23 protein-coding genes and 1 pseudogene are annotated in these 24,339 nt (G+C 62.6%); 18 read left to right on the top strand and 6 right to left on the bottom strand.

Translation table 11 applies throughout. The features are described from left to right. Positions 1 to 18: 18 nt before the first annotated feature. Entirely contained in the window at positions 19 to 915 is an 897-nt protein-coding gene (locus HB778_RS23125; RefSeq protein WP_183457267.1) for a LysR family transcriptional regulator, read from the bottom strand. A gap of 116 nt (positions 916 to 1,031) precedes the next feature. Between HB778_RS23125 and HB778_RS23120 the strand changes: the two genes are divergently transcribed. From HB778_RS23120 to HB778_RS23090, 7 genes are all read left to right on the top strand, one after another. After that, positions 1,032 to 2,690, top strand: coding sequence for an ABC transporter substrate-binding protein (locus HB778_RS23120; protein WP_183457265.1), 1,659 nt, complete (start codon positions 1,032 to 1,034; stop codon positions 2,688 to 2,690). Positions 2,691 to 2,936: 246 nt separating this feature from the next. Continuing rightward, entirely contained in the window at positions 2,937 to 3,734 is a 798-nt protein-coding gene (locus tag HB778_RS23115; protein WP_244661579.1) for a DUF427 domain-containing protein, read from the top strand. Between the two features lie 97 nt (positions 3,735 to 3,831). Next, complete coding sequence (locus tag HB778_RS23110; RefSeq protein WP_183457261.1) at positions 3,832 to 4,419, top strand: hypothetical protein; 588 nt, start codon at positions 3,832 to 3,834, stop codon at positions 4,417 to 4,419. 58 nt (positions 4,420 to 4,477) lie between these two features. Beyond that, positions 4,478 to 5,242 (top strand): SDR family oxidoreductase, encoded by a 765-nt coding sequence (locus HB778_RS23105; RefSeq protein WP_183457259.1) that lies wholly within the window; start codon positions 4,478 to 4,480, stop codon positions 5,240 to 5,242. Between the two features lie 421 nt (positions 5,243 to 5,663). After that, positions 5,664 to 6,638: an ABC transporter substrate-binding protein gene (locus tag HB778_RS23100; protein WP_183457257.1), complete on the top strand. Its 975-nt coding sequence runs from the start codon at positions 5,664 to 5,666 to the stop codon at positions 6,636 to 6,638. A 76-nt stretch (positions 6,639 to 6,714) separates the two neighbouring features. Then, complete coding sequence (locus HB778_RS23095) at positions 6,715 to 7,788, top strand: quaternary amine ABC transporter ATP-binding protein (RefSeq protein WP_183457256.1); 1,074 nt, start codon at positions 6,715 to 6,717, stop codon at positions 7,786 to 7,788. Further along, a complete protein-coding gene (locus tag HB778_RS23090) occupies positions 7,785 to 9,764 on the top strand; it encodes an ABC transporter permease (RefSeq protein ID WP_183457254.1) in 1,980 nt (659 codons plus the stop codon). Before HB778_RS23095 ends, HB778_RS23090 begins: the two co-directional genes overlap by 4 nt. A gap of 18 nt (positions 9,765 to 9,782) precedes the next feature. Here the strand turns inward: HB778_RS23090 and HB778_RS23085 are convergent, their stop codons facing one another. Continuing rightward, positions 9,783 to 11,141, bottom strand: a complete 1,359-nt coding sequence (locus HB778_RS23085) for an NAD(P)-binding domain-containing protein (RefSeq protein WP_183457252.1) — start codon at positions 11,139 to 11,141, stop codon at positions 9,783 to 9,785. Between the two features lie 262 nt (positions 11,142 to 11,403). Between HB778_RS23085 and HB778_RS23080 the strand changes: the two genes are divergently transcribed. Then, positions 11,404 to 12,117, top strand: coding sequence for a helix-turn-helix domain-containing protein (locus HB778_RS23080; RefSeq protein WP_183457250.1), 714 nt, complete (start codon positions 11,404 to 11,406; stop codon positions 12,115 to 12,117). A 173-nt stretch (positions 12,118 to 12,290) separates the two neighbouring features. On the opposite strand, the gene HB778_RS23075 is transcribed toward HB778_RS23080, so the two are convergent. From HB778_RS23075 to HB778_RS23060, 4 genes and pseudogenes are all read right to left on the bottom strand, one after another. Beyond that, complete coding sequence (locus HB778_RS23075; protein WP_183457248.1) at positions 12,291 to 13,331, bottom strand: heme-dependent oxidative N-demethylase family protein; 1,041 nt, start codon at positions 13,329 to 13,331, stop codon at positions 12,291 to 12,293. Positions 13,332 to 13,421: 90 nt separating this feature from the next. Continuing rightward, positions 13,422 to 14,386: pseudogene (locus HB778_RS23070) on the bottom strand (PDR/VanB family oxidoreductase). Then, complete coding sequence (locus HB778_RS23065) at positions 14,383 to 14,979, bottom strand: dimethylamine monooxygenase subunit DmmA family protein (protein WP_183457245.1); 597 nt, start codon at positions 14,977 to 14,979, stop codon at positions 14,383 to 14,385. The pseudogene HB778_RS23070 and the gene HB778_RS23065 overlap by 4 nt, the downstream one beginning before the upstream one ends. Positions 14,980 to 15,079: 100 nt before the next feature. Further along, complete coding sequence (locus HB778_RS23060; protein ID WP_183457244.1) at positions 15,080 to 16,213, bottom strand: aminomethyltransferase family protein; 1,134 nt, start codon at positions 16,211 to 16,213, stop codon at positions 15,080 to 15,082. A gap of 285 nt (positions 16,214 to 16,498) precedes the next feature. On the opposite strand from HB778_RS23060, the gene HB778_RS23055 reads away from it, so the two are divergent. From HB778_RS23055 to glnT, 10 genes are all read left to right on the top strand, one after another. Further along, a complete protein-coding gene (locus HB778_RS23055) occupies positions 16,499 to 16,786 on the top strand; it encodes a hypothetical protein (RefSeq protein ID WP_183457243.1) in 288 nt (95 codons plus the stop codon). A gap of 12 nt (positions 16,787 to 16,798) precedes the next feature. Then, the gene (locus HB778_RS23050; RefSeq protein ID WP_019856864.1) at positions 16,799 to 17,176 is read left to right on the top strand and encodes a hypothetical protein; all 378 of its coding nucleotides are present in this window, start codon (positions 16,799 to 16,801) and stop codon (positions 17,174 to 17,176) included. 32 nt (positions 17,177 to 17,208) lie between these two features. After that, entirely contained in the window at positions 17,209 to 17,370 is a 162-nt protein-coding gene (locus HB778_RS23045) for a hypothetical protein (RefSeq protein ID WP_095198794.1), read from the top strand. A gap of 14 nt (positions 17,371 to 17,384) precedes the next feature. Next, on the top strand, positions 17,385 to 18,788 hold the full coding sequence (locus tag HB778_RS23040) for an APC family permease (protein ID WP_183457242.1): 1,404 nt from the start codon (positions 17,385 to 17,387) through the stop codon (positions 18,786 to 18,788). A 47-nt stretch (positions 18,789 to 18,835) separates the two neighbouring features. After that, positions 18,836 to 19,525: a hypothetical protein gene (locus HB778_RS23035; RefSeq protein WP_183465195.1), complete on the top strand. Its 690-nt coding sequence runs from the start codon at positions 18,836 to 18,838 to the stop codon at positions 19,523 to 19,525. Then, positions 19,522 to 19,851 carry a hypothetical protein gene (locus HB778_RS23030; protein WP_183457241.1) on the top strand — a complete coding sequence of 110 codons (330 nt, stop codon included), beginning with the start codon at positions 19,522 to 19,524 and terminating at the stop codon, positions 19,849 to 19,851. Before HB778_RS23035 ends, HB778_RS23030 begins: the two co-directional genes overlap by 4 nt. An 85-nt stretch (positions 19,852 to 19,936) precedes the next feature. Next, positions 19,937 to 20,833, top strand: coding sequence for a class II glutamine amidotransferase (locus HB778_RS23025; protein ID WP_183457240.1), 897 nt, complete (start codon positions 19,937 to 19,939; stop codon positions 20,831 to 20,833). A gap of 4 nt (positions 20,834 to 20,837) precedes the next feature. Further along, a complete protein-coding gene (locus HB778_RS23020) occupies positions 20,838 to 21,569 on the top strand; it encodes a GXGXG domain-containing protein (RefSeq protein WP_183457239.1) in 732 nt (243 codons plus the stop codon). A gap of 6 nt (positions 21,570 to 21,575) precedes the next feature. Further along, on the top strand, positions 21,576 to 22,904 hold the full coding sequence (locus tag HB778_RS23015; protein WP_010914750.1) for an FMN-binding glutamate synthase family protein: 1,329 nt from the start codon (positions 21,576 to 21,578) through the stop codon (positions 22,902 to 22,904). 62 nt (positions 22,905 to 22,966) lie between these two features. Beyond that, the gene (glnT, locus tag HB778_RS23010; protein WP_183457237.1) at positions 22,967 to 24,274 is read left to right on the top strand and encodes a type III glutamate--ammonia ligase; all 1,308 of its coding nucleotides are present in this window, start codon (positions 22,967 to 22,969) and stop codon (positions 24,272 to 24,274) included. The last annotated feature ends 65 nt before the right edge of the window (positions 24,275 to 24,339 follow it).

Below are 24,339 nucleotides of genomic sequence, written 5' to 3'. Positions count from 1 at the left end.
CATCGCCGGCCGGCTACCTCAGGCCGGCCATGCCCAGGAGCGGTCGCCTTCCGAGAAACCCTGTTCGCTGGTCCAGCCCTTGGCCAGCGAGCGCAAGCCCGTCAGCGCGACGTCGAGCACATCGGAAGAGACGGGGTTCGAGGGATAGGCGAGATAGATCGGCCGCTGGAACACCGGCGCGTTGTCGATGCGCCGCATCTCGCCGCGTTCGATATGGCCGCTGACGGCGCTGAGCGGCAGGTAGGCGGCCGCTTGCTGTGACAGCACGTGCTGCAGCCCGATGAAGACCAGCCCCGCCGAAATGGCCGGTTTGACCATGCCGGCAAAGGCGCGATCGTGCTCGATGCGGAATTCGAGCCCCCAGTCCATCAGGATGTAGTTTTCGGTCCATGGCTTGGTCTGCGCCGCATGCTGGACCAGCACGACCTGATCGACGGCAAGCGTCTCATAGACGATGCCGGGATGCGGGCGCGGCAGATAGAGGATGCAGATGTCGAGCAGGCCTTCGGCCAGCTGGTCGATCGCCAGGTCCGGAAAACTGCCCTCGAGCCGCAGCGCCACGTTCGGCCGCTTGGCGCGCATCCACTCGACCCATGGCGAGGTGATGCGCTCCCACAGATAGGCGGGAGCGGTCAGCCGCAGCAGGCTCTCATAGCCATCGGGAACGGCGATGTCCTGCCTCGATTGCTCCCAGGTGCGGGTGATGGAGGAGGCGTGCGGCAGGAACTGCCGGCCGGCCGGCGTCAGCGTGACGCCATCGCGGTCGCGCACGAAAAGCCGGCGCCCCAACTGCTCCTCCAATCCCCTGATCCGCGCGCTGACGGTGGATTGCGCAAGGTTGAGCCGGCTGGCCGCGACGGTGAAGCTGCCATGCTCGGCAACCTCCAGGAAACTGCGCAGGTTCTCGGTATCCATGGTCTGCACCTCGCATCGAAAATTTCGATGACCCCTATCAAAAAATATCGCTTTCCGGCCGCGATCAACAATGACCTAAATGGCCGATCCCCCAAGGGCAAGCGAGGAATGCAGCCATGGCAAGGCCTTTCATGACGATCGACGCCGCTCGCAAAAATCTGGCGGCAATCGAAAATTCCGCTGTCGACGAATTGCTGGCCGGCAGGCTCGACCGCCGCGATTTCCTGCGCCATGGCAGCGTTCTCGGCCTTTCCCTGCCCTTCCTGGGCAGCCTTGTGACGGCTGCAGGTCTCGGCACGCAGAAGGCCCGCGCCGAAGGCAAGCCGGGCGGCACGGTGCGCGCCGGTGTCGCCACGCCCGGTGGCGCCATAGATCCCGTCACCTACTATGACAGCGGCAGCTACCAGCTGGTTTTCCAGACCGCCGAATTCCTCTGCATCACGCAGCCGGATCTCACCTTGAAACCGGTGCTGCTGGCGGAAAGCTGGTCGCCGAACGCGGATGGCAGTGTGTGGACCTTCAAGCTGCGCAAGGGCGTGAAATTCCACAATGGCGAGGATTTCAAAGCCGACGACGTGGTTGCGACCTTCGATCGCCTCGCCGACCCGAACGGCGCCTCGAACGCGCTTTCCGTGTTCAAGGGCCTGCTGTCGAAAGGCGGCACGCAGAAGGTCGACGATCACACCGTCGCCTTCCATCTCGATGCGCCAAACGGCAGCTTTCCCTATTCGGTGTCGATCGACAATTACAACGCCGTCATCCTGCCGGCGAGCTACAAGGGCGACTACGAAAAGACCTTTGAGGGCACCGGGCCGTTCCGGCTGGAGAGCTACACGCCGAAGGTCGGCGCCACCTTCGTGCGCAATGAGGACTATTGGGGCGAGAAGGCGCTGCCCGACCGCCTCGAGTTCAAGTTCTACGGCGACGTGCAGCCGCGCATCCTGGCGCTGCAGGCCGGCGAGGTCGACGTCCTCGATGCCGTGCCGCTCGATGTCAGCCAGGTGGTGCTGAACAGTCCCGACATCATGGTGTTGCGCGTCGCCTCGACCGCGCATCGCCAGCTCCACATGCGCTGCGACACCGGTCCGTTCACCGACAAGCGCGTGCGCCAGGCGCTGGCGCTCAGCATCGACCGCTCCAAGCTGGTCGACGGCCTGTGCCGCGGCATGGCGGCGACGGGCAATGACAGCCCGTTCGCGCCGGCCTTCCCCGCCACCGACAAGACGGTGCCGCAGCGCGTCCAGGATATCGCCAAGGCCAAGCAACTCATGGAGGCGGCAGGCCTTGGCAGCGGCTTCGACATGACCCTGACAACGCTGCGCTATTCCGACATTCCGGGCTATGCACAGCTGTTCCAGAATTTCGCCAAGGAGATCGGCGCCCGCATCGCACTCAACATCGAGGACCAGGACAAATATTACGGCAAGGCGGTGTTCGGCCAGTCGGATTGGCTGGACAGCCCGTTGGGGATCACCGACTACGCCCATCGCAGCGTGCCGAACGTCTTCCTGAAAAGCCCGCTGGTCAGCGATGGCCCGTGGAACGCGGCGCATTTCAAGAACCCTGCCTATGACGGCATGGTCACCTCCTATCTCAAGGCACTCGACATCGGTGCGCAACGCACCGCGGCCTCAGACATCCAGAAGCTGCTGCTCGACGAGACGCCGGTCATTTTCAGCTATTTCCCGGATCTGCTGGTGCCGGTGCGCAAGAATGTCAGCGGCCTGCCGCCGATCGCTGCCGGTCTGCTGCTCGATCGCGTGTCGCTGGGATAAAGGCTGGATTGGACAATTCCGCTTTCGGGCGGTGGGCTATCCGCCGGCAGGGTTGCGAAGGGCGATGGGGGGCCATCGTTCGAGCCGCTCGACGCAAGGGCAAACCCGCCGCCCGGAAACCCTCTCCGGCACCATAGTTCAATCCAGGTTCATCTCGCTGTGCGCCAACGATCGATGACAAAAGACAAGAAACGGGAGACTACCATTCGCAAGCCTCATTTGCGCGGTCGCGGACCGCATTTCCCCTTGCTCGACACCATCGTGCAGTACGAGTTCGAGCCGGGCTATGTCGCCTTCACCATGCCGATGCAGAAGCGGCTGCGCGTGCAGGTGGGATCGATGGTCGTCGCCGACACGACCAAGGCGCTGGTGCTCTACGAATCCGACCATCTTCCGGTCTATTACTTCCCGATCAGCGATGTGCGCGAAGAATTCCTGCTGCCGAGCGCGACGACGACGGAGAGTCCGTTCAAGGGTGTCGCCACCCATTATTCGCTGAACACAGGCATCACGCTGGTGGAGGATGCGGCCTGGCGCTATCTCGATCCGGTCAAGGGATCGCCTGACTTGTCGGACTACATGTCCTTCTATTGGCCCAAGATGACGCACTGGTATGAGGAGGACGAAGAGATCTTCGTCCACGCCCGCGATCCGTTCCGCCGGGTCGACTGCCTGCCCTCGTCGCGGCGGGTGCAGGTGATCCTCGACGGCGAGCAGGTCGCCGATTCACGCCGCGGCGTCTTCCTCTTCGAGACCGGCCATCCCGTGCGCCATTACCTGCCGATCGCCGACACGCGGCTCGATATGTTCGCGCCCAGCCGCTACATTTCGCGCTGCCCCTACAAGGGCATCTCCAGCTACTATCACGTGACGACGCCCAAGAAGCGGCACGAGAACCTGGTCTGGTACTATCCCGAGCCGGTGCACGAGGCCGAGCGCATCAAGGGCCTGGTCTGCTTCCACCACGAACTGGTCGACAAGATCCTGGTCGACGGCGTCGAAATCCCGAAGGAATTCACGGCCGCGTCCAGCGGCTATTTCTGAGCCGCACTGGCTGACTGCGTTCGAAGTCATCCAGTGTTTCGAGTTTTCGTTCGCCAGGGCCAGTGCTACGCTGAGCTTTCGCGGCGGACGATTGCTCATGAGGACAGCACTTCATCTTGCGGCCCTGCCCTGGCTCGTCGCCCTGGCCGTTTTGCCGGTGCCGGCATTTGCCGAAAACAGTCCGGCTTTCGAGCTCAAGCTCGACATCGACCAGAACGGCAAGATGGACCGGGCCGTGGCGATGCAGGAGCCCGGCGGGCCGGCTGATCTATATATTTACCTGGCAGTCGGCGAGGACAAGCTCGACCCCTCGCGCCGGCCCGATTTCGTCAAGAAGGGGCTGACCGAAGACCGGGTCATCGACCTTGAAAGCAAGGGCAAGGGATCGCTGGCGGTGACGTCCTGCTTCGGCTGCGGCGCCAGCAAGTCAACGGAAGACACGCTGACAATCGTCTATCGCCGGGGCCAATTCCTGGTCGGCGGCTATAGCCGCAGCTGGGATTGGAACCAACAGGCATCGAATGGCGTCGAGACCAAAGTCGGCGAATGCGACATCAACTATCTCACCGGCCGGGGTACCGTCTCCAAGGACCTTGAGGCCGGCACGCCGATCAAGGGCAAGTTCAAGCCGGTGCCACTCAAGGACTGGTCCACTGGCAGGCGCCCGAAGGCCTGCAACTTCTAAACAGGTTGCTCGAAAGACGGCATAGGCAATAATCTCCCTGAAACGGGGAGGGCTATCGATGGATCTTTTCAAGCTGAACGGCGATGTCGCACTGGTCACTGGTGCCGGCAGCGGCATTGGCCAGGCAATCGCGATCGGACTGGCCGAGGCAGGGGCCAACGTCGCCTGTTTCGGTCATGCATCGAAAGGCGGGCTGGAGGAGACCGCGCAACGGATTACTGCACTTGGCCGCAAGGCTTTGGTGCTGACCGGCACGGTCACCTCGGAAAGCGATCTCGCGGCGGCAATCGATCGCGTCGAGGTCGAACTCGGTGCGCTGACTGTCGCCGTCAACAATGCCGGCATCGCCGGTTCGGAGCCGGCCGAAACGATGTCTCTGGGGACATGGCAGAAGGTGCACGAGGTCAATGTCGCCGGCGTGTTCCTGTCCTGCCAGGCAGAGGCGCGCAAGATGCTGGCCCGACGCAAGGGCTCGATCATCAACATCGCCTCGATGTCCGGCACCATCGTCAATCGGGGGCTGACACAGGCGCACTACAATTCCTCGAAAGCCGCCGTCATCCACATGTCGAAGAGCCTCGCCATGGAATGGGCCGATCGCGGCTTGCGCGTCAATGTCGTCAGCCCGGGCTACACGCTGACGCCGATGAACAAGCGGCCGGAGGTGGCGGAGGAGATCAAGATCTTCAAGCGCGACACGCCGATAGGACGCATGGCTGCCCCGGAGGAAATGGTCGGGCCGACGGTGTTCCTGGCCAGCGGTGCGTCGAGCTTCGTCACCGGCCTCGACCTGATCGTCGATGGCGGCTACGTCTGCTGGTAGGACCGCATCTCGCAGGACCTCGCCTGCAGTCTGAATTTGTGCATCCGCGAAGCGTTAGTCGTTGCGCGAGATGAACGTTGGTATATATAATTTCATCCTATGAAACGGTTTGGCGAGACGGGGCTTGCCATGCCGACAGCCGAGATCATGGGACCTTGATGGCTTGCACCTTGCAGGGCGCCGCAAGACTGGCAATTGATCCGCGGGTGATCGCTCCCGCAGCGATCCATCGGCAGCCATGAACCCGACAGCCTATTCCACCATCACGAGAATTGAGCACCATCTTGCCTGCGCTGGCCAACGCCAGGGCGACAATTATGGCGCCGACGGCCTTGCGCAACGAACCGCCTTTCCAACACAATCAAGAAAAGCCGCAAGAAGGGAACGACCGATAACCGTCACAGCTTGAAGGAGAACAAGCATGTCATTTCGCAGTCGAGTTTCGAAACTATCGATGGGCGCCGTCGCGCTCGCAACGCTGAGCCTGCTGACACCTTCCGCCCAAGCCGCCGCACCGGAATCCAACGACCCGATCAAGATCGCGCTGTTCGACTGGACCAGCGTGAACCTCAACGCCAAGATCCTCGGCGGCATCCTGGAAAAGCTCGGCTATACCGTAGAATATCCAACCGCCGATTACCTTTCCAGCCTGACCACCGGCCTCACCAATGGCGACCTCGATGTCGGCCTGGAGTTCTGGGACACCACCGCCGGCGAAGCGATGAAGGCCTCCGACGCGACCGGCCAGACCGAGAGGCTCGGCAAGCTCGGCCCAAAGGCCAAGGAAGAGTGGTGGTTTCCCGAGTACATGAAGGAGAAGTGCCCGACCTTGCCGGACTGGCATGCGCTGCTCGACGCCACATGCGCCGCGTCGTTCTCGACGGCGGAGACGGCGCCGAAAGGGCGCTATCTCGGCGGTCCGGTGACCTGGGAAGGCTTTGACGACGAGCGCGTCGCGGCGCTGAAACTGCCCTTCACCGTGATCCATGCCGGCACCGATGCGGCGATGTTCGCGGAACTCGATTCCGCCTATCAGCGCAAGGCGCCGATCATGCTGTGGATCTATTCGCCGCACTGGGCGCCGGCCAAGTACAAGGGCGAATGGGTGCAATTCCCCGAATACACACCCGAATGCTACAACGACCCGAAATGGGGCACCAACCCCGACGCCAAATATGATTGCGGCAAGCCGCATGGCGAGATCTGGAAATATGCCTGGAACGGCATGAAGGACAAATGGCCGGTCGCCTACAAGGTGGCGAAGGCCTTCACGATCGATACCGACGAGCTGAACAAGATGAGCGGCGAGATCGACCTCAACGGCAAGACGCCGGAAGACGTCGCCGCTGCCTGGATCGCCGCGCACGAGGCCGACTGGAAAGCCTGGGCGCAGTGACCCTTCCGACTGGAAAGTGAGACCCGGCCGTTGATCGGCCGGGTTTCAAGTCTTGATGCTCCAGAAGGACGATTGGATGACGACTGAACAGGGATCGACGCAACCGGGCACAAACGACCGCCCGGTAAAACTTGCCTGCCGCAATGTGTGGAAGCTGTTCGGGGCGAACGCGGCCAGTTTCATCCGCGAGCGCGACGGCAAGGCCAGCATGGCCGATGTCACGGCTGCCGGACTGGTCGGCGCCGTGCGCGCCGTCGATCTCGAAATCCGCCAGGGCGAGATTTTCATCATCATGGGCCTGTCCGGCTCCGGCAAATCGACACTGGTGCGCTGCATGTCGCGGCTGGTCGAACCGAGCCACGGCAAGGTCGAGTTCGAAGGCAAGGACCTGCTCAAGATTTCCGATGCGGCACTGATCGAACTCAGGCGCCATCGCATGGGCATGGTGTTCCAGAATTTCGCGCTGCTGCCGCATCTCAACGTGCTCGACAACATCGCCTTTCCGCTCAGCATCCAGGGGCAGGACCGGGCAACGCGCGAGGCGCGGGCGCGCGAGGTCATCGAACTCGTCGGCTTAAGTGGCCGCGAGCATTTCTATCCGCGCGAATTGTCCGGCGGCCAGCAGCAGCGTGTCGGTATTGCCCGGAGTCTCGCGACCAAACCGGAAATCTGGTTCCTCGACGAGCCATTCTCCGCCCTCGACCCGCTGATCCGCCGCGAGATGCAGGACGAGTTGATGCGGCTGCAGACCATGCTGCACAAGACCATCGTCTTCATCACCCATGATTTCGACGAAGCCATAAGGCTCGCCGACCGCATCGCCATCATGAAGGACGGCGAGGTCATCCAGATCGGCACGCCGGAAGAACTGGTGGTCAATCCGGCGACCGACTATGTCGCCGAATTCACCCGCGACGTCGACCGCGCCAAGGTGATCTCGGCACGAAGCCTGATGCGCGCCTGCGACGGCACCGAGCATGGCGGGACGGTTTCGCCGGATGCCAAGATCGCCAGTTTCTCGGCAAGCATCGTCTCCGCCGGCAAGCCGTTCGCGGTGGTCAACGGCACCGGCAAGCCGGTCGGCGAAGTCACGCCGCAAGCGGTCATCGATCTGCTGGCCGGCATCGAGCATGCGAGAGCCGGCGCATGACGGTGACGGCAAGCACCAGCGAGCCGAGGCCGGCGCTTCAGCGATGGCTGCTTGTCTGGGCGCTCGCCCTTGCCGCTGTGCTCATGGTGTTCCTGCTCCAAGACAGCGTCCCTTGGGCTGTCGACTATCCGGCGAGCGCCGTCGTGCCGGTCGCCGACTGGGTCAGCGCGCTGATGGGCTGGATCAAATCGAACCTGTCGTGGTTGACCCGCTCGATCACCGCGGTTCTCGGGGTGCCGCTCGACTTCGCGCTCAATCTCTTGGCCAAGAATTTCAAGATCGGCCACGGCGTCGATACCCTGGTCCTGCCGCGCCTGTCCTGGGTCGGGGTCTGTGCTGTCGCCTTCCTCGCCGGCCATGCCGTGGGTGGTCGCAAACTCAGCCTGCTAGTCGGCGGCTGCTTCCTCTACATCGCGCTGTTCGGCCAATGGACCAGCGCCATGCTGACGCTGGCGCTGATCTCCATCGCCGTGCCGTTTTGCATCGTCACCGGCCTGTTCGCCGGCATCTGGGCATGGCGCAAGCCATGGGCGGAAAGGCTGATCATCTCCCCTGCCCTTGACCTGATGCAGACGATCCCGACCTTCGCCTATCTCATCCCGATGCTGCTGCTGTTCGGCAACAGCCCGGTCTCGGCGATGATCGCAACCGCCATCTTCGCCACACCGCCGATGGTACGGGCGACGATGCTCGGCCTGACGCGGGTGCCGGTGGAGATCGGCGAATTCAGCGACATGGCCGGCTGCACGGCGCGGCAGAAACTGTGGCGGGTGCTGTTGCCCTCGGCGCGGCCGACGCTGATGGTCGGCGTCAACCAGGTCATCATGCTGGCGCTCAACATGGTGATCATCGCATCGATGATCGGCGCCGGCGGCCTCGGCTACGACGTGCTTCTGGCGCTGCGCGCGCTGAAGGTTGGTGAGGCGATGGAGGCCGGCCTCGCCATCGTGGCGCTGGCGATCGCGCTCGACCGGTTGAGCCAGGCCATCGCGCACAAGCAGGCGAAGGGCCATGTCCATCAGGAATCGAGCCCGACTCTTTGGCGGCGCTACCCCAATCTGACGCTGGCCATCGCCGTCCTTGCCGTCACCACGCTGCTTGGCCTGTTCGTACCGGCCTTCGCGGCGGTGCCGAAGGCGATCACCTTCACCACCGCGCCGCTGTGGAAGGCGGCGGTGAACTGGGTGACGATCAACTTCTTCGATGTGATCGAAGCGTTCCGCGTGGCGCTGATCCTCAATGTGCTGAACCCGGTGCGCGCCTTCTGCGAAGGCTTTCCCTGGCTGGGCGCGGTGTTCCTGCTCGGCCTTGCCGGCTATCAGCTCGCAGGCTTGCGCCTGGCAGCCCTGGTCGCCGCACTGACTGCCTTCTGCGCCATCACCGGGCTGTGGGAAAAGACCATGGCGACGGTCTATCTCTGCGGCATCTCGGCCTTCATCGCCTGCCTGATCGGCATTCCGATCGGGCTGATGGCGGCGCGCAGCGACCGTTTCGAGAAGATCGTCACGCCGATCATCGACACGCTGCAGGTGCTGCCGTCCTTCTGCTTCATCATCCCGGTGGTGATGCTGTTCCGCGTCGGCGATGTCACCGCCATGATCGCAACGATCGCCTTCGCCGTGGTGCCGGCGATCCGCTACACCAATCACGGCATCCGCCAGGTGCCGCCGGCGCTGATCGAGGCGGCGAAGGTGTCGGGCTGCACGCCGCGCCAGACATTTTTCCGCGTGCAACTGCCGCTGGCGCTTCCCGAGATCATGCTGGGCGTCAACCAGACCATCCTGATGGCGCTGGCGATGATCATCATCTGCGCCATGGTCGGCACGCGCGATCTCGGTCAGGAGGTGTTCATCGCGCTGTCCAAAGCCGATTCCGGTCGCGGCATCGTCGCCGGCCTGGCCATCGCCTTCATCGGCATCGTCGCCGACCGGCTGTTCAACGCCTGGACGGCGAAGGCGCGGGCAAGGCTGGGATAGCTGGACGATGCGCCGCGGCTACTCCGCCGCGACGCCCTTCACCTCGAGATAGCTCTCCATGGAATCATCCAGCGCCTGCAGCCAGGGCGTATGGTGCAGCGGCGCCATGGTGCCGGTCATCAGCGAGCGGTAGGCGTGATCGCGGAAGCTCATAATGTCTTCCGCCTTGTGGTGTTCCCACTCCATGAAGGTCTGGTTGACCGCTTCGACGTCGAAGCCGGGATAGTCGGTCTGGTCCATCAGTTCCTTGGTGTAGTCGCCCTGGAACCAGATCATCTGCTCGGCGTCTTCCAGCGTCTCCTCGCGGGCGCGCCACTTGGCGCCGTGCTCGGCCATCGCCTCGGCGGAAGGCAGCTTGATGCGGCCCATGATGACGTCGCGGGCGAACCAGGCCTGCGCGTCGAACATGTTGAAGGTGTAGAACTGATCCTGCATGCCGATATAGGAGAGCTTCGGGTTCTTCTCCCAAACGACGCCTTCATAGAGGTCGAGCGGCCACATGCGGTTGGCGGTCTTGAGCTTCAGATCGTCGGTCAGGAACGGGAAGGAATGCAGATAGCCGGTGCACAGGATGATGGCATCGACATCCTTGGTGGTGCCGTCCTTGAAGTGCGCGGTCTTGCCGACGACCTTCTGCAAGAGCGGCACCTCTTTCCAATTCTCAGGCCATTTGAAACCCATGGGCTTCGAGCGGTAGCTGGAGGTGATGGATTTGGCGCCGTATTTGTAGCACTGCGAGCCGATGTCCTCGGCCGAATAGGAGCGGCCGATGATCAATATATCCTTGCCCTTGAATTCCATCGCGTCGCGGAAATCGTGGCTGTGCAGGATGCGGCCGTTGAAGGTCGAAAAACCCTCGAAATAGGGAACGTTGGGAACGGAGAAATGGCCTGAGGCGACGACGACATTGTCGAACTCTTCCGAGTAGGTGACGTCGTTGGTGCGGTCATGCGCGGTGACGGTGAATTTCTTGGTCTCGTCCGAGAAGGTGACCATGCGCACCGGGCTGTTGAAGCGCACCCATTTGCGCAGGCCTGATTTTTCGACACGGCCCTTGATGTAGTCCCAGAGCACGGCGCGCGGCGGATAGGAGCCGATCGGCCGGCCGAAATGCTCCTCGAACGTGTAATCGGCGAACTCTAGGCATTCCTTCGGTCCGTTCGACCAGAGGTAACGGTACATCGAGCCATGCACGGGATCGCCATGCTCGTCGAGGCCGGTGCGCCAGGTGTAGTTCCACAGGCCGCCCCAATCCGACTGCTTTTCGAAACAGACGATCTCGGGGATATCGGCGCCCTTGTCTTCAGCCGACTTGAAGGCCCTGAGCTGTGCCAGGCCGGACGGTCCGGCGCCGATGACGGCAACACGTTTTTTCATTTCCAGGGCCTCCTCATTTTTGATTTCCCCAGCGAAACAAATTTCACTGACAGTGACACTAATTGGCCCTTCGGTGCTGTCAACAGACATCTGCGGGAACGGCGTTTGCCCACGAAGGATTCCTGGCGGAAAACCTTCGCTGACAGAATTCATGGGATGGTCGAATGGGACTTAAGACGGCTTGCCGACACCGCCGCGCTGCTGTATCGCCACCTCTGATGTTCACCTTGAGTGAAATAAATCCGCGAAGTCCGGGGGCGACATGGCGAAAGACACTTCCAAGGCCGGGCTTGCCAGCGCCAAGCCGAAACCCCAGCCAAAGGTCTCGGCCGACGGCAAGACCATCCGCGCACCGCTGACGCAGAACCCACACGCCATCCGCGACACGCGCGAAAAAGTGCTGGAGGTGGCGATCGGTCGCGAGGTGCGGGCGTTCCGCAAGAAGCTCGGCATCACCGTCGCCGATCTCGCCGTCGCCACCGACATTTCGCTGGGCATGCTGTCGAAGATCGAGAACGGCATCACCTCGCCGTCGCTGACCACGCTGCAGGCGCTGTCGCGGGCGCTCGGCGTTCCCGTCACCGCTTTCTTCCGCCGCTTCGAGGAGGAGCGAAGTGCTGTCTTCGTCAAGGCCGGCGAAGGCCTTGACGTCGAGCGGCGCGGCACGCGCGCCGGCCACCAGTACAATCTGCTCGGCCATATCGGCTCGAACACCAGCGGTGTCGTCGTCGAACCCTATCTGATCACGCTGACCGAAGACTCCGACGTGTTCCCGACCTTCCAGCATGAGGGCATGGAGTTCCTCTACATGCTCGAGGGCGAAGTCGTTTACCGGCACGGCAGCAACCTCTACCCGATGAAGCCTGGCGACAGCCTGTTCTTCGACGCCGACGCGCCGCATGGACCGGAGCATCTGACGAAACTGCCGATGCGGTATTTGTCGATTATCTGCTATCCGCAGAACAGCGCGGGGTGAGACGCTTGGGTTCCTCGCCCCCAAGGGAGTGGGGGATGGCGCGGACCGTGGTGTCGTGCGTGCCCAATCTCTCGCGCCGGCGCTGCCCCCTCTCCGACCGCTTCGCGGCCACCTCTCCCCCGCTTTGCGGGGGCGAGGAACCCAGATCCTGAGAGGACGGCGCAAAGGAAGATTTAGTCCGGCCCAAACCCCGGTGACGTCGCACTCCCATCATCAAGCTTCGACAGCCATTCGACCAGCGTCGGCCGATAGCGTGTCAGGCCCTTGTAGGTGGCGAGCTCCTCCGGCAGGTCGCGGATCACGCGGTGCAGACGCCTTGCCCATTTCGGCTGGGTGACCAGCTCGTCCATCTTGATCAGGTAGCAGCGGATCGGGAAGACGATGCCGTTGGAGCGAGGCAGCCGCCAGAAGCTCTGCAGTTCGACGCGCAGATGCACCTTGTCGCCAACATTCTCCGGCGTCACAGTGGCGCGATCCGGACCCCATTTGTGGTAATTCTCGGGACTGGTGTCGAGGCGTGGATTGATGGTCATCGTCCAGTTGAGGCGCCGCGCCGGCTTGCCTTGCTGGATGTTGGTGAGGAATTTCAGCGCCCTGGTGAAAATACCCTTCTCATGCGCCAGCGGCACCGGCGCGTGCCACTCGAAGAAATTCATGCCGATGTCGAAATCGAGCGACCAATCTGCCTGGGTGGTGACCATGCCGGCATCCATCCAAAGATTGCCGTCGCGCTGGTCGAGGATGCAGAAATCGCCCTGGCTCTGGCGGGTGATGTATTCCATCGGACCGTAAGGCAGTGTCGAGGTATCACCGAAAGTGAAGGTGTCGTCGATGCCGAGCGGCCGGTTGATCCAGCGCCAGCGGTCGCCGTCGCGGGTCAGCGTGAAATGTTCGGGGTAGCCCAGCGCCTGTTGCTCCATCAAAAGTTCGAGCAAATCCCAGCCCGCCAGCGTCATGTGCGGCAGCGACTGGCAGCGCAGCGGATCCTCGGCCAGCACCAGCGCGCGGTCCTGCATCTCGGCGACATAGTGCTCGTCGACGTCGATCAGGTTTTCCAGCACGCTGTCTTTCGGACCGACGACATGCGGTTCGATGTTGACCGCATACATGTAGGCGTCTTCATGGAACGGGAACGGGAAGCGCCTGATGTGCTCCGGGCTGTTCCTGAAGGTGAAATCGTCGCGGAACGTTTCCTTGCGAAAGGTGATGCCCATGATTTCCTCCTAGAGCGGGAAGCCCGCTCTATCTCTTTGTTTAGCCGCATTTCTGCGACGCCAAGTGTACCCACTTGGCTGCAAAATGCTCTACCGCTCCAGCACCAGCGACCGGCCCTCGAAGCGCGAGACGCACGGCATGATCTTGCAGCCGGAGCGATGGTCTTCCTCGCTCAGCCAGTGGTCGTTGTGGATGAACTTGCCGTCACAAGAGATGACGTTGGTCTCGCACTGGCCGCAGACGCCGCCGCGGCAGAGATAGGGCGGATCGACGCCGGCCGCCTCGATGGCTTCGAGCAGGCTCTGCTGCTCGTCGACGCGGATCGTCTTGCCGCTGACGGCAAGCGTCACGTCGAAAGGCAGGCCCGGCTGGGGGGCGGCGAAATGCTCGAAATGCACGGCCTCCGATGGCCAACCCAAGGCGGCCGCGCGGTCGCGCACCCAATTGATCATGCCGGCCGGACCGCAGACATAGAGATGCGTGCCGAGCGGCTGCGTCGACAGCAACCGGTCGAGATCGATGCGCTCATCGCGGTCGTCCTGATAGAGCCTGATGCGCCTGTCGTAACGCTCCCGCAGCACATCGGCATAGGTGCCGAGAGACGCGGTGCGGCAGGTGTAGTGCAGTTCGAAATTGCCGCCCTCCCCCGCCAGCTGCGCGGTCTGCGCCATGAACGGCGTGATGCCGATGCCGCCGGCCAGCATCAGGTGTTTCTTGGCACGCAGGTCGAGCGAGAACAGATTGACGGGATAGCTGATCACCATCTCCAGGCCCGGCTTGACGGACCGATGCATGAACAGCGAGCCGCCGCGCCGACATCGTCGCGGCGCACCGAGATCGTGTATTCACGCGTGTCGAGCGGCGAGCCCATCAGCGAATAGGGATTGAGTCGGGTGCGGTCGCCATCGCGCATCTCGACCACGACATGGGCGCCGCCGGAAAAGGTCGGCAACAGCTCGCCGTCGCGCCGGCGGAAATGGAAGCGGGTGACCAGCTCGTTGACCGGAACGACATCGCTGACGACGACATCGAGCTTGGTGGTGCCGGTGCTCATGGGAAGGCCTCCTCCATCGGAGGAATCTCGGTGCGATCCTCGGCGTTGATGCAGACACCCTGGAAAGCCGCCAGCCGCCGCGAATAGTGATCGCGCACCAGGAGCAGCAGGCCGCAATGCGCACAGGTGGCGGGCTGCGTCGTCACGTTCTCGGTGATGCCCTTGCAGTGCACGCACTGCATGCGCCGCGCCAGCGAGCCGCGATGCTCGGTCTGCATCGAGGTATGATCGATGCCGGCTTCGAGCGCCACCTGCATGGCCTGGCCGATCAGACCTTCGGTGCCGGCGATGTAGAGACGCAGGCCCATATGGGCGTTGCTAAGCGTCTGCTTCAAGCGTGGCAGCAGGCTGGCGAAGGACGGCGCCTGATGAAACTGCGCCGGCTTCAGCGCTTCGAGGGCGTCGACATGCTTGCCGTCGGGGCCTGGGATGAAGACGATTTCGGCGCCACCGAAGAAACCGGGCGGAGCCGTCTTTGCCATATCAACGATCGCCAGCGCGCCTTCCGCATCGGCGATGAATAGATGATGCTTGCCGGGCTGCGGAGACAGGGTTCCGTAAATGGGCCGGCTGATGATGGTCTTGGCTGCCATTCTCTCTAAATCAGTTGGAGCATGATCTTTTCCGAAAACCGGTTCCCACTTTTCGGGATCATGCTCTAGTGCCTTAAAACCCCTCGCCGTTGATGATGCCTCAACCCTTGGCCGTGCGCTTGGTCTTTTTCGGATCGTCGAACGGCAATGGCTGCGCCGTCGCCTTGATCGACCCGCTCTTGTTGCGAATTTCGAGCTTGGTGTCCTTGACCGCGCAGTCGACGTCGAGGCGGGCAATGCCCATCGATTTCTTGACCAGCGGCGAATACATGGCGCAGGTCACCACGCCGACCTTCTTGCCGTCGCGATAGACCGGGGCACCCTCGTCGGCCGGCTCCTTGCCGTCGAGCAGCACGCCATAGATCTTGAAGCGCTCCTTGCCCTTGAGGCGATAGTGCTCTTCAGCCCCACGGAAACCGGTCTTGCCCGGGCTGACGGTGAAGTCGAGGCCGAGCTCCCACAGCGTGTCGCCAGGGCCTTCATTCTCGAACGGATATTTTTGCGAATTGTCGTAGGGATAGAACAACAGATAACTTTCGACCCGCAGCATATCGAGCGTGGTGAACCGGCACGGAATGATGCCGGCGCTCTTGCCCTCGTCGAGAATCCTGTCCCAGATCGTGCCGGCATCCTGGCCGCGGCAGAAGATCTCGTAGCCGCGCTCGCCGGTATAGCCGGTGCGCGAGATCATCACCGGGAAGCCGAACAACTGCGTCTGCATGTGATGGAAATAGTTGAGGTCACGGATGCCCGGCACGTGCTTGGCGAGATAGTCGACGGATGTCGGCCCTTGCAGCGACAAATCGTGCAGATTGTCGTCGAAGCGCAGCGACACGTCCCTGCCCATCGCCGCCCGCTGCAATTCCTCATGGCCGGTGCCCGAGCCATGCACCACCATCCAGCTGTTCGGGCCGGTGCGGTAGAGGATGCAGTCGTCGGTGAATTTTCCCGCCTCGTTCAGCATGCAGGCATAGGCTGACTTGCCGGGGTAGATCTTTTCCACGTCGCGCGTGGTGGCGAGGTCGATGAGATGCGAAGCGTGCGGGCCGGTGATGTGGACCTTCTTCAGGCCCGACACATCCATCAGCCCGGCCTTGGTGCGGATGGCGATGTACTCTTCGTCGGCGTCCTTGTCGTAGGTCCAGGCGGTGCCCATGCCGCTCCAGTCTTCGAGCTTCGAACCCAGCGCGCGGTGGCGATCCGCCAGGGTCGAAAATCTCCAGGATGCCGTCATCCGCTCGTCCTCCGTTCAAAAATTCCATTGTTCCCTGCTCCTTGGCGCGAGGCCGGAGCTTTGGCCCGAATATTGATCGCAAACGTGGGAGGGCCGCAATCCCCTGAAAGCAAATAATTTCATTGTCAGGCAAAATTGGCCGCCTCGAGCAAACGGTTAACTCAGCGTAAATTCGTCTTGACAATTGCGGTAAACGGTCTGAATTTATGAAAAAATTTCACTCTCTTGAAAGAGAGCGGCGCACGGTGGATTCGGAACCGGACGTCGGAAAAAAGGGGAAAACCGATGTCAGACCTGCAGCAGCGCATCGAAGCGCTGTACCGTTCCGACTTGCGCGGATCCGCGTTGCTGATCATCTGCCTGTGGGCGACGATCCTCTTCGTCCTCTTCATGACATGGCCGTACATTCCCGACAGCGGCATCAAGGCCGTCGTCGCGATTGCCGCCGCCGCCGTGCTGATCTTCAACACCGCAGCGATCCTGGCGATGGTCAAACACTACAAGGAAGACAAGGACTTCATCTACGGCCTCGATATCAAGAACGCCGACGCATCCCGCAACCGCAACTCCTGAGGGGTACACCGCATGTCCCGCTATACGCCACCGGAGCAGAGCAAGGCCGGTCAGGTTTTCGATATCGTCGTCGTGGTGGTCGCCATTTTCGTGGCGCTGTGGCTGCCGCTCAAACTGGGTCTCGCCGGAGCCGCCAAATCCATCGACGCGCTCGACGCCAAGACGTGGGAAGCGCTTGGCCAGAACCCGACCATGGCCGCGATCTGGGAGAAACTCGGCTATACGCCCGAGACCGCGCATGACGTCATCCAGAACCGCTTCCACTATGTCATCGACTGGCCGACGCTGATCATCATGGCCGCGGTGCTGATCGGCTATTTCGTCTTCCTGTTTCGCGCATCCGACCGCGAATACCGCGACGTCATCAACGAAAAATTCGACGACAAGTAAGAGTTCCGAAGACAAGCAATCGGGGACGCACCATGTGGATTTCACTCTCTTACGCATGCTGGGGCATCTCGGTCGTGCTCGCGCTGTGGATGCTCTACGACTGGTTCAAGGTTGATACGACCTATTCCGAGGACGTTCTGACCTCGTCGCGCGAAGGCGAGCTTGAAGCCGTTTCCGAAAAACACCGGATCTGAGTGGGGATTGAACAATGACGGTCGCGGTTGAAACTGCGGGTTCGGTAACAAATGGCGACAGGGTCTCGCTGCTGCGGGTGCTCGGTCCCGCCCATGTCTGGGCGCTTGGCGTCGGCATCGTTCTGGTCGGTGAATTCACCGGCTGGAATTTTTCGGCCGACAAGGGCGGCGCGCTGGCCGCACTGATCGTCTGCTGGATCGTCGGGCTGCTCTACACTTCGGTCGCCATGATCGATTCCGAGGTGACGTCGACGGTCGCCGCCGCCGGTGGTCAGTATGCGCAGGCCAAGCACATTGTCGGCCCGCTAATGGCCTTCAATGTCGCGCTGTTCCTGGTGTTTGCCTACACGATGCTCGAAGTCTCGGACGCGATCCTGCTCGGCGACACCATCGTCGCCAAGGCCGGCGTCGAAGGGTTGACCCACAATTCCTTCATCGCCGCCACCATCGTGGTGTTGGCCTGGCTCAACTATCGCGGCGTGCTGATGACGCTCAACGTCAACTTCGTCATCACCGCGATCGCCTATGTCTCGATCGTCATCCTGTTCTTCTCGGTCAGCCCGTGGACGCAAGGCGCGGTGCTGAAGCTCAATGAGTTGGTTACTCCCGGCAATGCGCTGCCCTATGGCTGGATCGGCGTCATCGCCGCCTTCCAGTTCGGTATCTGGTATTATCTCGGCATCGAGGGCACCACGCAGGCGGCCGAGGAAGTGCGCTCGCCGGCCCGGTCCCTGCCCTACGGCACCATGGCCGGCATGATCACGCTTCTGATCGCCGCCGCCATGACCTGGTATGTCTGCGCCTCACTGATGCCCTGGGAATATCTCGGCATCACCTATTACCCGCTGTGGGACGCCGGCAAGCTGACTGGCAGTCCGCTGCTGGAGAACCTGTTGTTTATCGCGACACTGCTTGCGGCGCTGGCATCGGCCAATGGTTGTATCAATGATGCTGCCCGCGCGTGGTTCTCGCTTGGCCGCGACCGCTATCTGCCGAGCTGGTTCTCGGCCGTTCACCCGAAGTACCGCACGCCCTATCGCTCGATCCTGTTCCTGCTGCCGATCGCGCTCGCCTTCGCCTTCATCGCCGACCTCAACCAGGCGATCACCTTTTCGATCCTGTCGGGCGTGCTGCAGTACACCTTCATGAGCATCAACATCATGATGTTCCGCAAGAAGTGGCCGCTCGGCTCCATCCGCCGCGGCTACACGCACCCCTTCCATCCGCTGCCGGCGATCGTGCTGTTCTGCCTGTGCGTGGTGACGTTCTTCGCCATCTTCCTCGGCTTCGGCTCGCAGCTGATCGCGATGACCATCTTCTATTTCCTGATCTCGCTGTGGTTCCATTTCTACCGCTACAAATTCGTGCGGCGCGGCGACCAGTTCACCATGCCGTGGCCGAAACCGCAGGGCTATTGATGGGAGACGGCCCGCCCCCGATCCTTGGCGGGCCGGACATGACAAAAATGTCCGACGTGACATCAGCACTGCTTGTCGGGGCCATCGTCCTGGCTCTCGCCCTCCATCTTGCGTGGCTGGCGCGGCGCAGCCGCAACAGGGCATTGGCGGCGCTTGCCGCCGACGAGGCCCGCATTCGCACGATCATCGCCGACGCCACTGATGTTTCGGACGGCACCGCCGGCGTCGTCACCTGGGAAGGGTCGTGGAACAGCCAACGCGTTCAGCTGCGCACCATCGTCGATACGCTGGCAACACGAAAACTCCCGGCCCGCTGGCTCAGCGTTTCGATCACCGAAAAGGTGGCGGTGCCGGCGACGTTCGACATGATGATGCGACCCGGCTCGCCGACGACCTTCTCGAATTTCGACCACCTCCAGCATACGCTGCCGAAGGCTCCGGGATTTCCCCTCGAAGCGGTGCTGCGGACAGACCGCCGCGGCACACGGTTCCCGCAAGGCATCATCGCCGACCATCTGGAACCCTTTTCGGAGGGGCGCGCCAAGGAGCTGCTGATCACGCCAAACGGGGTGCGCATCGTCTGGCTGCTGGCCGAGGCCGAGCGGGCGCGTTACGGCGTTTTCCGGCAGGCCGCATTCGGTGAGGCGCAGATCGATCCGGCGCTGATCGAGCGGCTGCTCACCTCTCTCTCGGCGCTGCGCGACGCCATCAACAAAAGCGAACGGCAAGCCGCATGACCAGTTCGAACACAGAGCCGGCGCCGGTGAGCCCTTATCTCGTCCTCGGCGCGGCAATCGTGCTGCCGGCAAGCGGCCACGTCATTCTGGGTGTGCCGGTGCGGGGCTTGCAGTTTCTGTTCTTCATGGTGATCCTGGCCTGGGTGACCGCCAAGATCGCGCCGCCCGACGCCAGCTTCATCGGCCGTCATGCCGGCGGCTTCCTGATCTATGCGCTATCTGTTCTGGACGCCTACAAGCTGGCCCGCATCCGCCATGCGCTATGGGTTCACAATGCCGCGCAGGGCAGTGACAATTCGCAGGGCGGCATCACGCCGCATACGTAACTACAGGAAAATTTTTTTCATATGATTGAATTCGACCACCGCATTCGGTACATCATCTCTTAGCTACAAACGCCGGGAGGCTGACATGTGTGGAATTGTCGGACTGTTTTTGAAGGACAAGTCGCTGGAGCCAAAGCTCGGCGCGATGCTGTCGGAGATGCTGGTCTCGCTCAGCGATCGCGGTCCGGACAGCGCCGGCATTGCTATCTATGGCGCGCCCTCCAAGAATGAAGCCAAGATCACCATCCAATCGGCCAAGCCGGAGCGTGATTTCCGCGGTCTCGAAGCGGAGCTGGCCAAGGCCATCGGCGCGCCGGTGAGCATTGCTGTGAAGTCGACCCATGCCGTCGTCAGGACCACGCCTGCCAAGATCGACGCGGCGCGTGAAGCCATCCAGACACTGCGTCCCGACATCCGCATCATGGGCGCCGGTGACGTGGTCGAAATCTACAAGGAAGTCGGCCTGCCGGAAGCGGTCGTCGATCGCTTCGACGTCCGCAAGATGACCGGCACGCATGGCATCGGCCACACCCGCATGGCGACGGAATCGGCGGTGACGACGATGGGCGCGCATCCCTTCTCGACCGGCGCCGACCAGTGCCTGGTGCACAATGGCTCGCTCTCCAACCACAACAATGTGCGGCGCGAGCTGATCCGCGAAGGCATGAAATTCGAGACGGAGAACGACACCGAGGTCGCGGCCGCCTATCTCTCCTCGCAGATGGCGCATGGCAAGAACCTCGGCGAGGCGCTGGAAGGCACGCTCTCCGACCTCGACGGCTTCTTCACCTTCGTCGTCGGCACTAAGAACGGTTTTGGCGTCGTCCGCGACCCGATCGCCTGCAAGCCCGCCGTTATGGCCGAGACCGACCAGTATGTCGCCTTCGGCTCGGAGTATCGCGCGCTGACCAAACTGCCCGGCATAGACAATGCGAGGGTCTGGGAACCGGAGCCCGCAACCGTCTACTTCTGGGAGCATTGAGTTCATGCCGGCAACCAAACTTTCAAAGGCGGCGGCGCACGACCACGCCTCCCGGATCTTCGATCTCGATGTGTCGTCGCTGCGCGAGCTCAACCAGGCGCTGCACAATCTGACGCCCGGTTCCAACGAGACGGCCTGGGAAGTGCTGCACCCGAAGGGTAGCCATTCGGTCGCCGTCGGCGTCGACCAGCCGGTCAGCATCGATGTGCGCGGCAGCGTCGGCTACTACTGCGGCGGCATGAACTCCGGCAGCACCATCACCGTGCATGGTTCGGCCGGTCCCGGCGTCGGCGAAAACATGATGTCGGGTTCGATCATCGTGAAAGGCGACGCCAGCCAGTATGCCGGCGCCACCGGCAAGGGTGGCCTGCTGGTCATCGAGGGCAATGCCTCGTCGCGCTGCGGCATTTCGATGAAGGGCATCGACATCGTCGTGCACGGCAATATCGGCCACATGTCGGCCTTCATGGCGCAGTCCGGCAATCTGGTGGTGCTGGGCGATGCCGGCGATGCGCTCGGCGATTCCATCTACGAAGCGCGGCTGTTCGTGCGCGGCAAGGTCGACAGCCTCGGCGCCGACTGCATCGCCAAGGAGATGCGGCCCGAGCACCTGGAATTGCTGCAGGGCCTGCTCGACCGCGCCGGCGTGACCGGCGTCAAACCGTCGGAGTTCAAGCGCTACGGTTCGGCGCGCACGCTCTACAATTTCAATATCGACAACGCCGACGCGTATTGAGGCAGCATGACCTATCGCAACCCGCCGACGACGCCGCGCAAATCCGCGACATTCGACGACTACACGCTTTCCGAAATCCGCCGCGCCGCGGCGACCGGCATCTATGACATCCGCGGCGCCGGCGCCAAGCGCAAGCTGCCGCATTTCGACGACCTGCTGTTCCTCGGCGCCTCGATCTCGCGCTATCCGCTCGAAGGCTATCGTGAGCGTTGCGATACCAGCGTGGTGCTCGGCTCGCGCCACGCCAAGAAGCCGATAGAACTGAAGATCCCGATCACGATTGCCGGCATGAGCTTTGGCTCGCTGTCCGGCCCGGCCAAGGAAGCGCTGGGGCGCGGCGCAACGCTGTCGGGCACCTCGACCACCACGGGCGATGGCGGCATGACCGAGGAAGAGCGGGGCCATTCCAAGCAACTGGTCTATCAATATCTGCCCTCTCGCTACGGCATGAATTTGCGCGACCTGCGCCGCGCCGATGCGATCGAGGTGGTTGTCGGCCAGGGCGCCAAGCCCGGCGGCGGCGGCATGCTGCTTGGCCAGAAGATTTCCGACCGCGTCGCCGAGATGCGCACGCTGCCGAAGGGCATCGACCAGCGCTCGGCCTCGCGTCACCCCGACTGGACCGGGCCGGACGATCTCGAGATCAAGATCCTCGAACTGCGCGAGATCACCGACTGGGAAAAGCCGATCTACGTCAAGGTCGGCGGCGCCCGCCCCTATTACGACACCGCGCTTGCGGTGAAGGCCGGCGCCGATGTCGTCGTCGTCGACGGCATGCAGGGCGGCACTGCGGCGACGCAGGAGGTGTTCATCGAGAATGTCGGCCAGCCGACGCTCGCCTGCATCCGGCCGGCCGTGCAGGCGCTGCAGGATCTCGGCATGCACCGCAAGGTGCAGCTGATCGTCTCCGGCGGCATCCGCAACGGCGCCGATGTCGCCAAGGCGCTGGCGCTCGGCGTCGACGCGGTCTCGATCGGCACGGCGGCCCTTGTCGCGCTCGGCGACAACGATCCCCGCTGGGAGGCGGAGTACAACGAACTCGGCACAACAGCCGGCGCCTATGATGACTGGCATGAGGGCCGCGACCCTGCCGGCATCACCACGCAGGATCCGGAGCTGATGAAGCGGGTGGACCCGGTGGCCGCCGGGCGAAGGCTGGCGAACTACCTCAAGGTGATGACGCTGGAAGCGCAGACCATTGCCCGCGCCTGCGGCAAGAACAGCCTGCACAATCTCGAACCCGAGGACCTCGTCGCGCTCACCATCGAAGCCGCCGCCATGGCCGGCGTGCCGCTGGCCGGCACCAACTGGATACCGGGGAAGAACGGCTTCTAATCAACGAAGGGCCGAAGCCCACATGCTCTGGGGCCAACAATCGACAAAAATGGGGAACTTCCGTGACAGCTGATCTTGCAGAGTTCGCAAGGGCGAAAAACGTCAAATATTTCATGATTTCCTACACCGACCTGTTTGGCGGACAACGTGCCAAGCTGGTGCCGGCGCAGGCAATCGCCGACATGCAGAAGGACGGCGCCGGCTTTGCGGGTTTTGCGACCTGGCTCGACCTCACGCCGGCGCATCCCGACATGCTGGCGGTGCCGGATCCGGACTCGGTCATCCAGTTGCCATGGAAAAAGGAAGTGGCCTGGGTCGCCGCCAACTGCGTCATGGACGACAAGGAGGTCGACCAGACGCCGCGCAACACGCTGCGGCGGCTGATCGCGGAAGCGGCGGGCGACGGTATGCATGTCAAGACCGGCGTCGAAGCCGAGTTCTTCCTGATCTCGCCGGATGGCAGCGTTATTTCAGACCAGTACGACACGGCCTCAAAGCCCTGCTACGACCAGCAGGCGGTGATGCGCCGCTACGATGTCATCGCCGAGATCTGCGATCACATGCTGGCGCTCGGCTGGGGTCCCTACCAGAACGACCATGAGGACGCCAACGGCCAGTTCGAGATGAACTGGGCTTTCGACGACGTGCTCGCCACCGCCGACAAGCACTCCTTCTTCAAGTTCATGGTCAAGTCGGTGGCCGAGAAGCACGGCCTGCGCGCCACCTTCATGCCGAAACCCTTCCAGGGCCTGACCGGCAATGGCTGCCATGCCCATATCTCGGTGTGGGACAAGGCCGGCAAGACCAACGTCTTCGCCGACAATTCGATGGAACTCGGCCTGTCTGCCAAGGGCAAGAATTTCCTCGGCGGCATCATGAAGCATGCCTCCGCGCTTGCCGCGATCACCAACCCGACGGTCAATTCCTACAAGCGCATCAACGCGCCGCGTACGATTTCGGGCGCGACCTGGGCGCCGAACACGGTCACCTGGACCGGCAACAACCGCACCCACATGGTGCGCGTTCCCGGCCCCGGCCGCTTTGAGCTGCGCCTGCCCGATGGTGCCGCCAACCCCTATCTCTTGCAGGCCGTCATCATCGCCGCCGGCCTCGACGGCATCCGCTCCAAGGCCGATCCCGGCAAGCGCTACGACATCGACATGTACCAGCACGGACACACGGTGAAAGGTGCGCCGAAACTGCCGCTGAACCTGCTCGACGCGCTGCGCGAGTTCGACAAGGACAAATCGCTCAAGGCGGCGCTGGGTGAGGAATTCTCGTCGGCTTACCTAAAGCTGAAGCACCAGGAATGGAATTCCTATGCTTCGCACTTCACGCAATGGGAGCGCGACCACACGCTGGATATCTAGAGCATCGGACCGAAAAGTGTGAAACGGTTTTCGGGTGAATCCGATGCGTCAGGAAAGGTCCAGTT

This window comes from Mesorhizobium huakuii, from assembly GCF_014189455.1.
GTDB lineage: Bacteria > Pseudomonadota > Alphaproteobacteria > Rhizobiales > Rhizobiaceae > Mesorhizobium > Mesorhizobium huakuii_A.
This window is presented reverse-complemented; position numbering and strand designations above follow the sequence as displayed.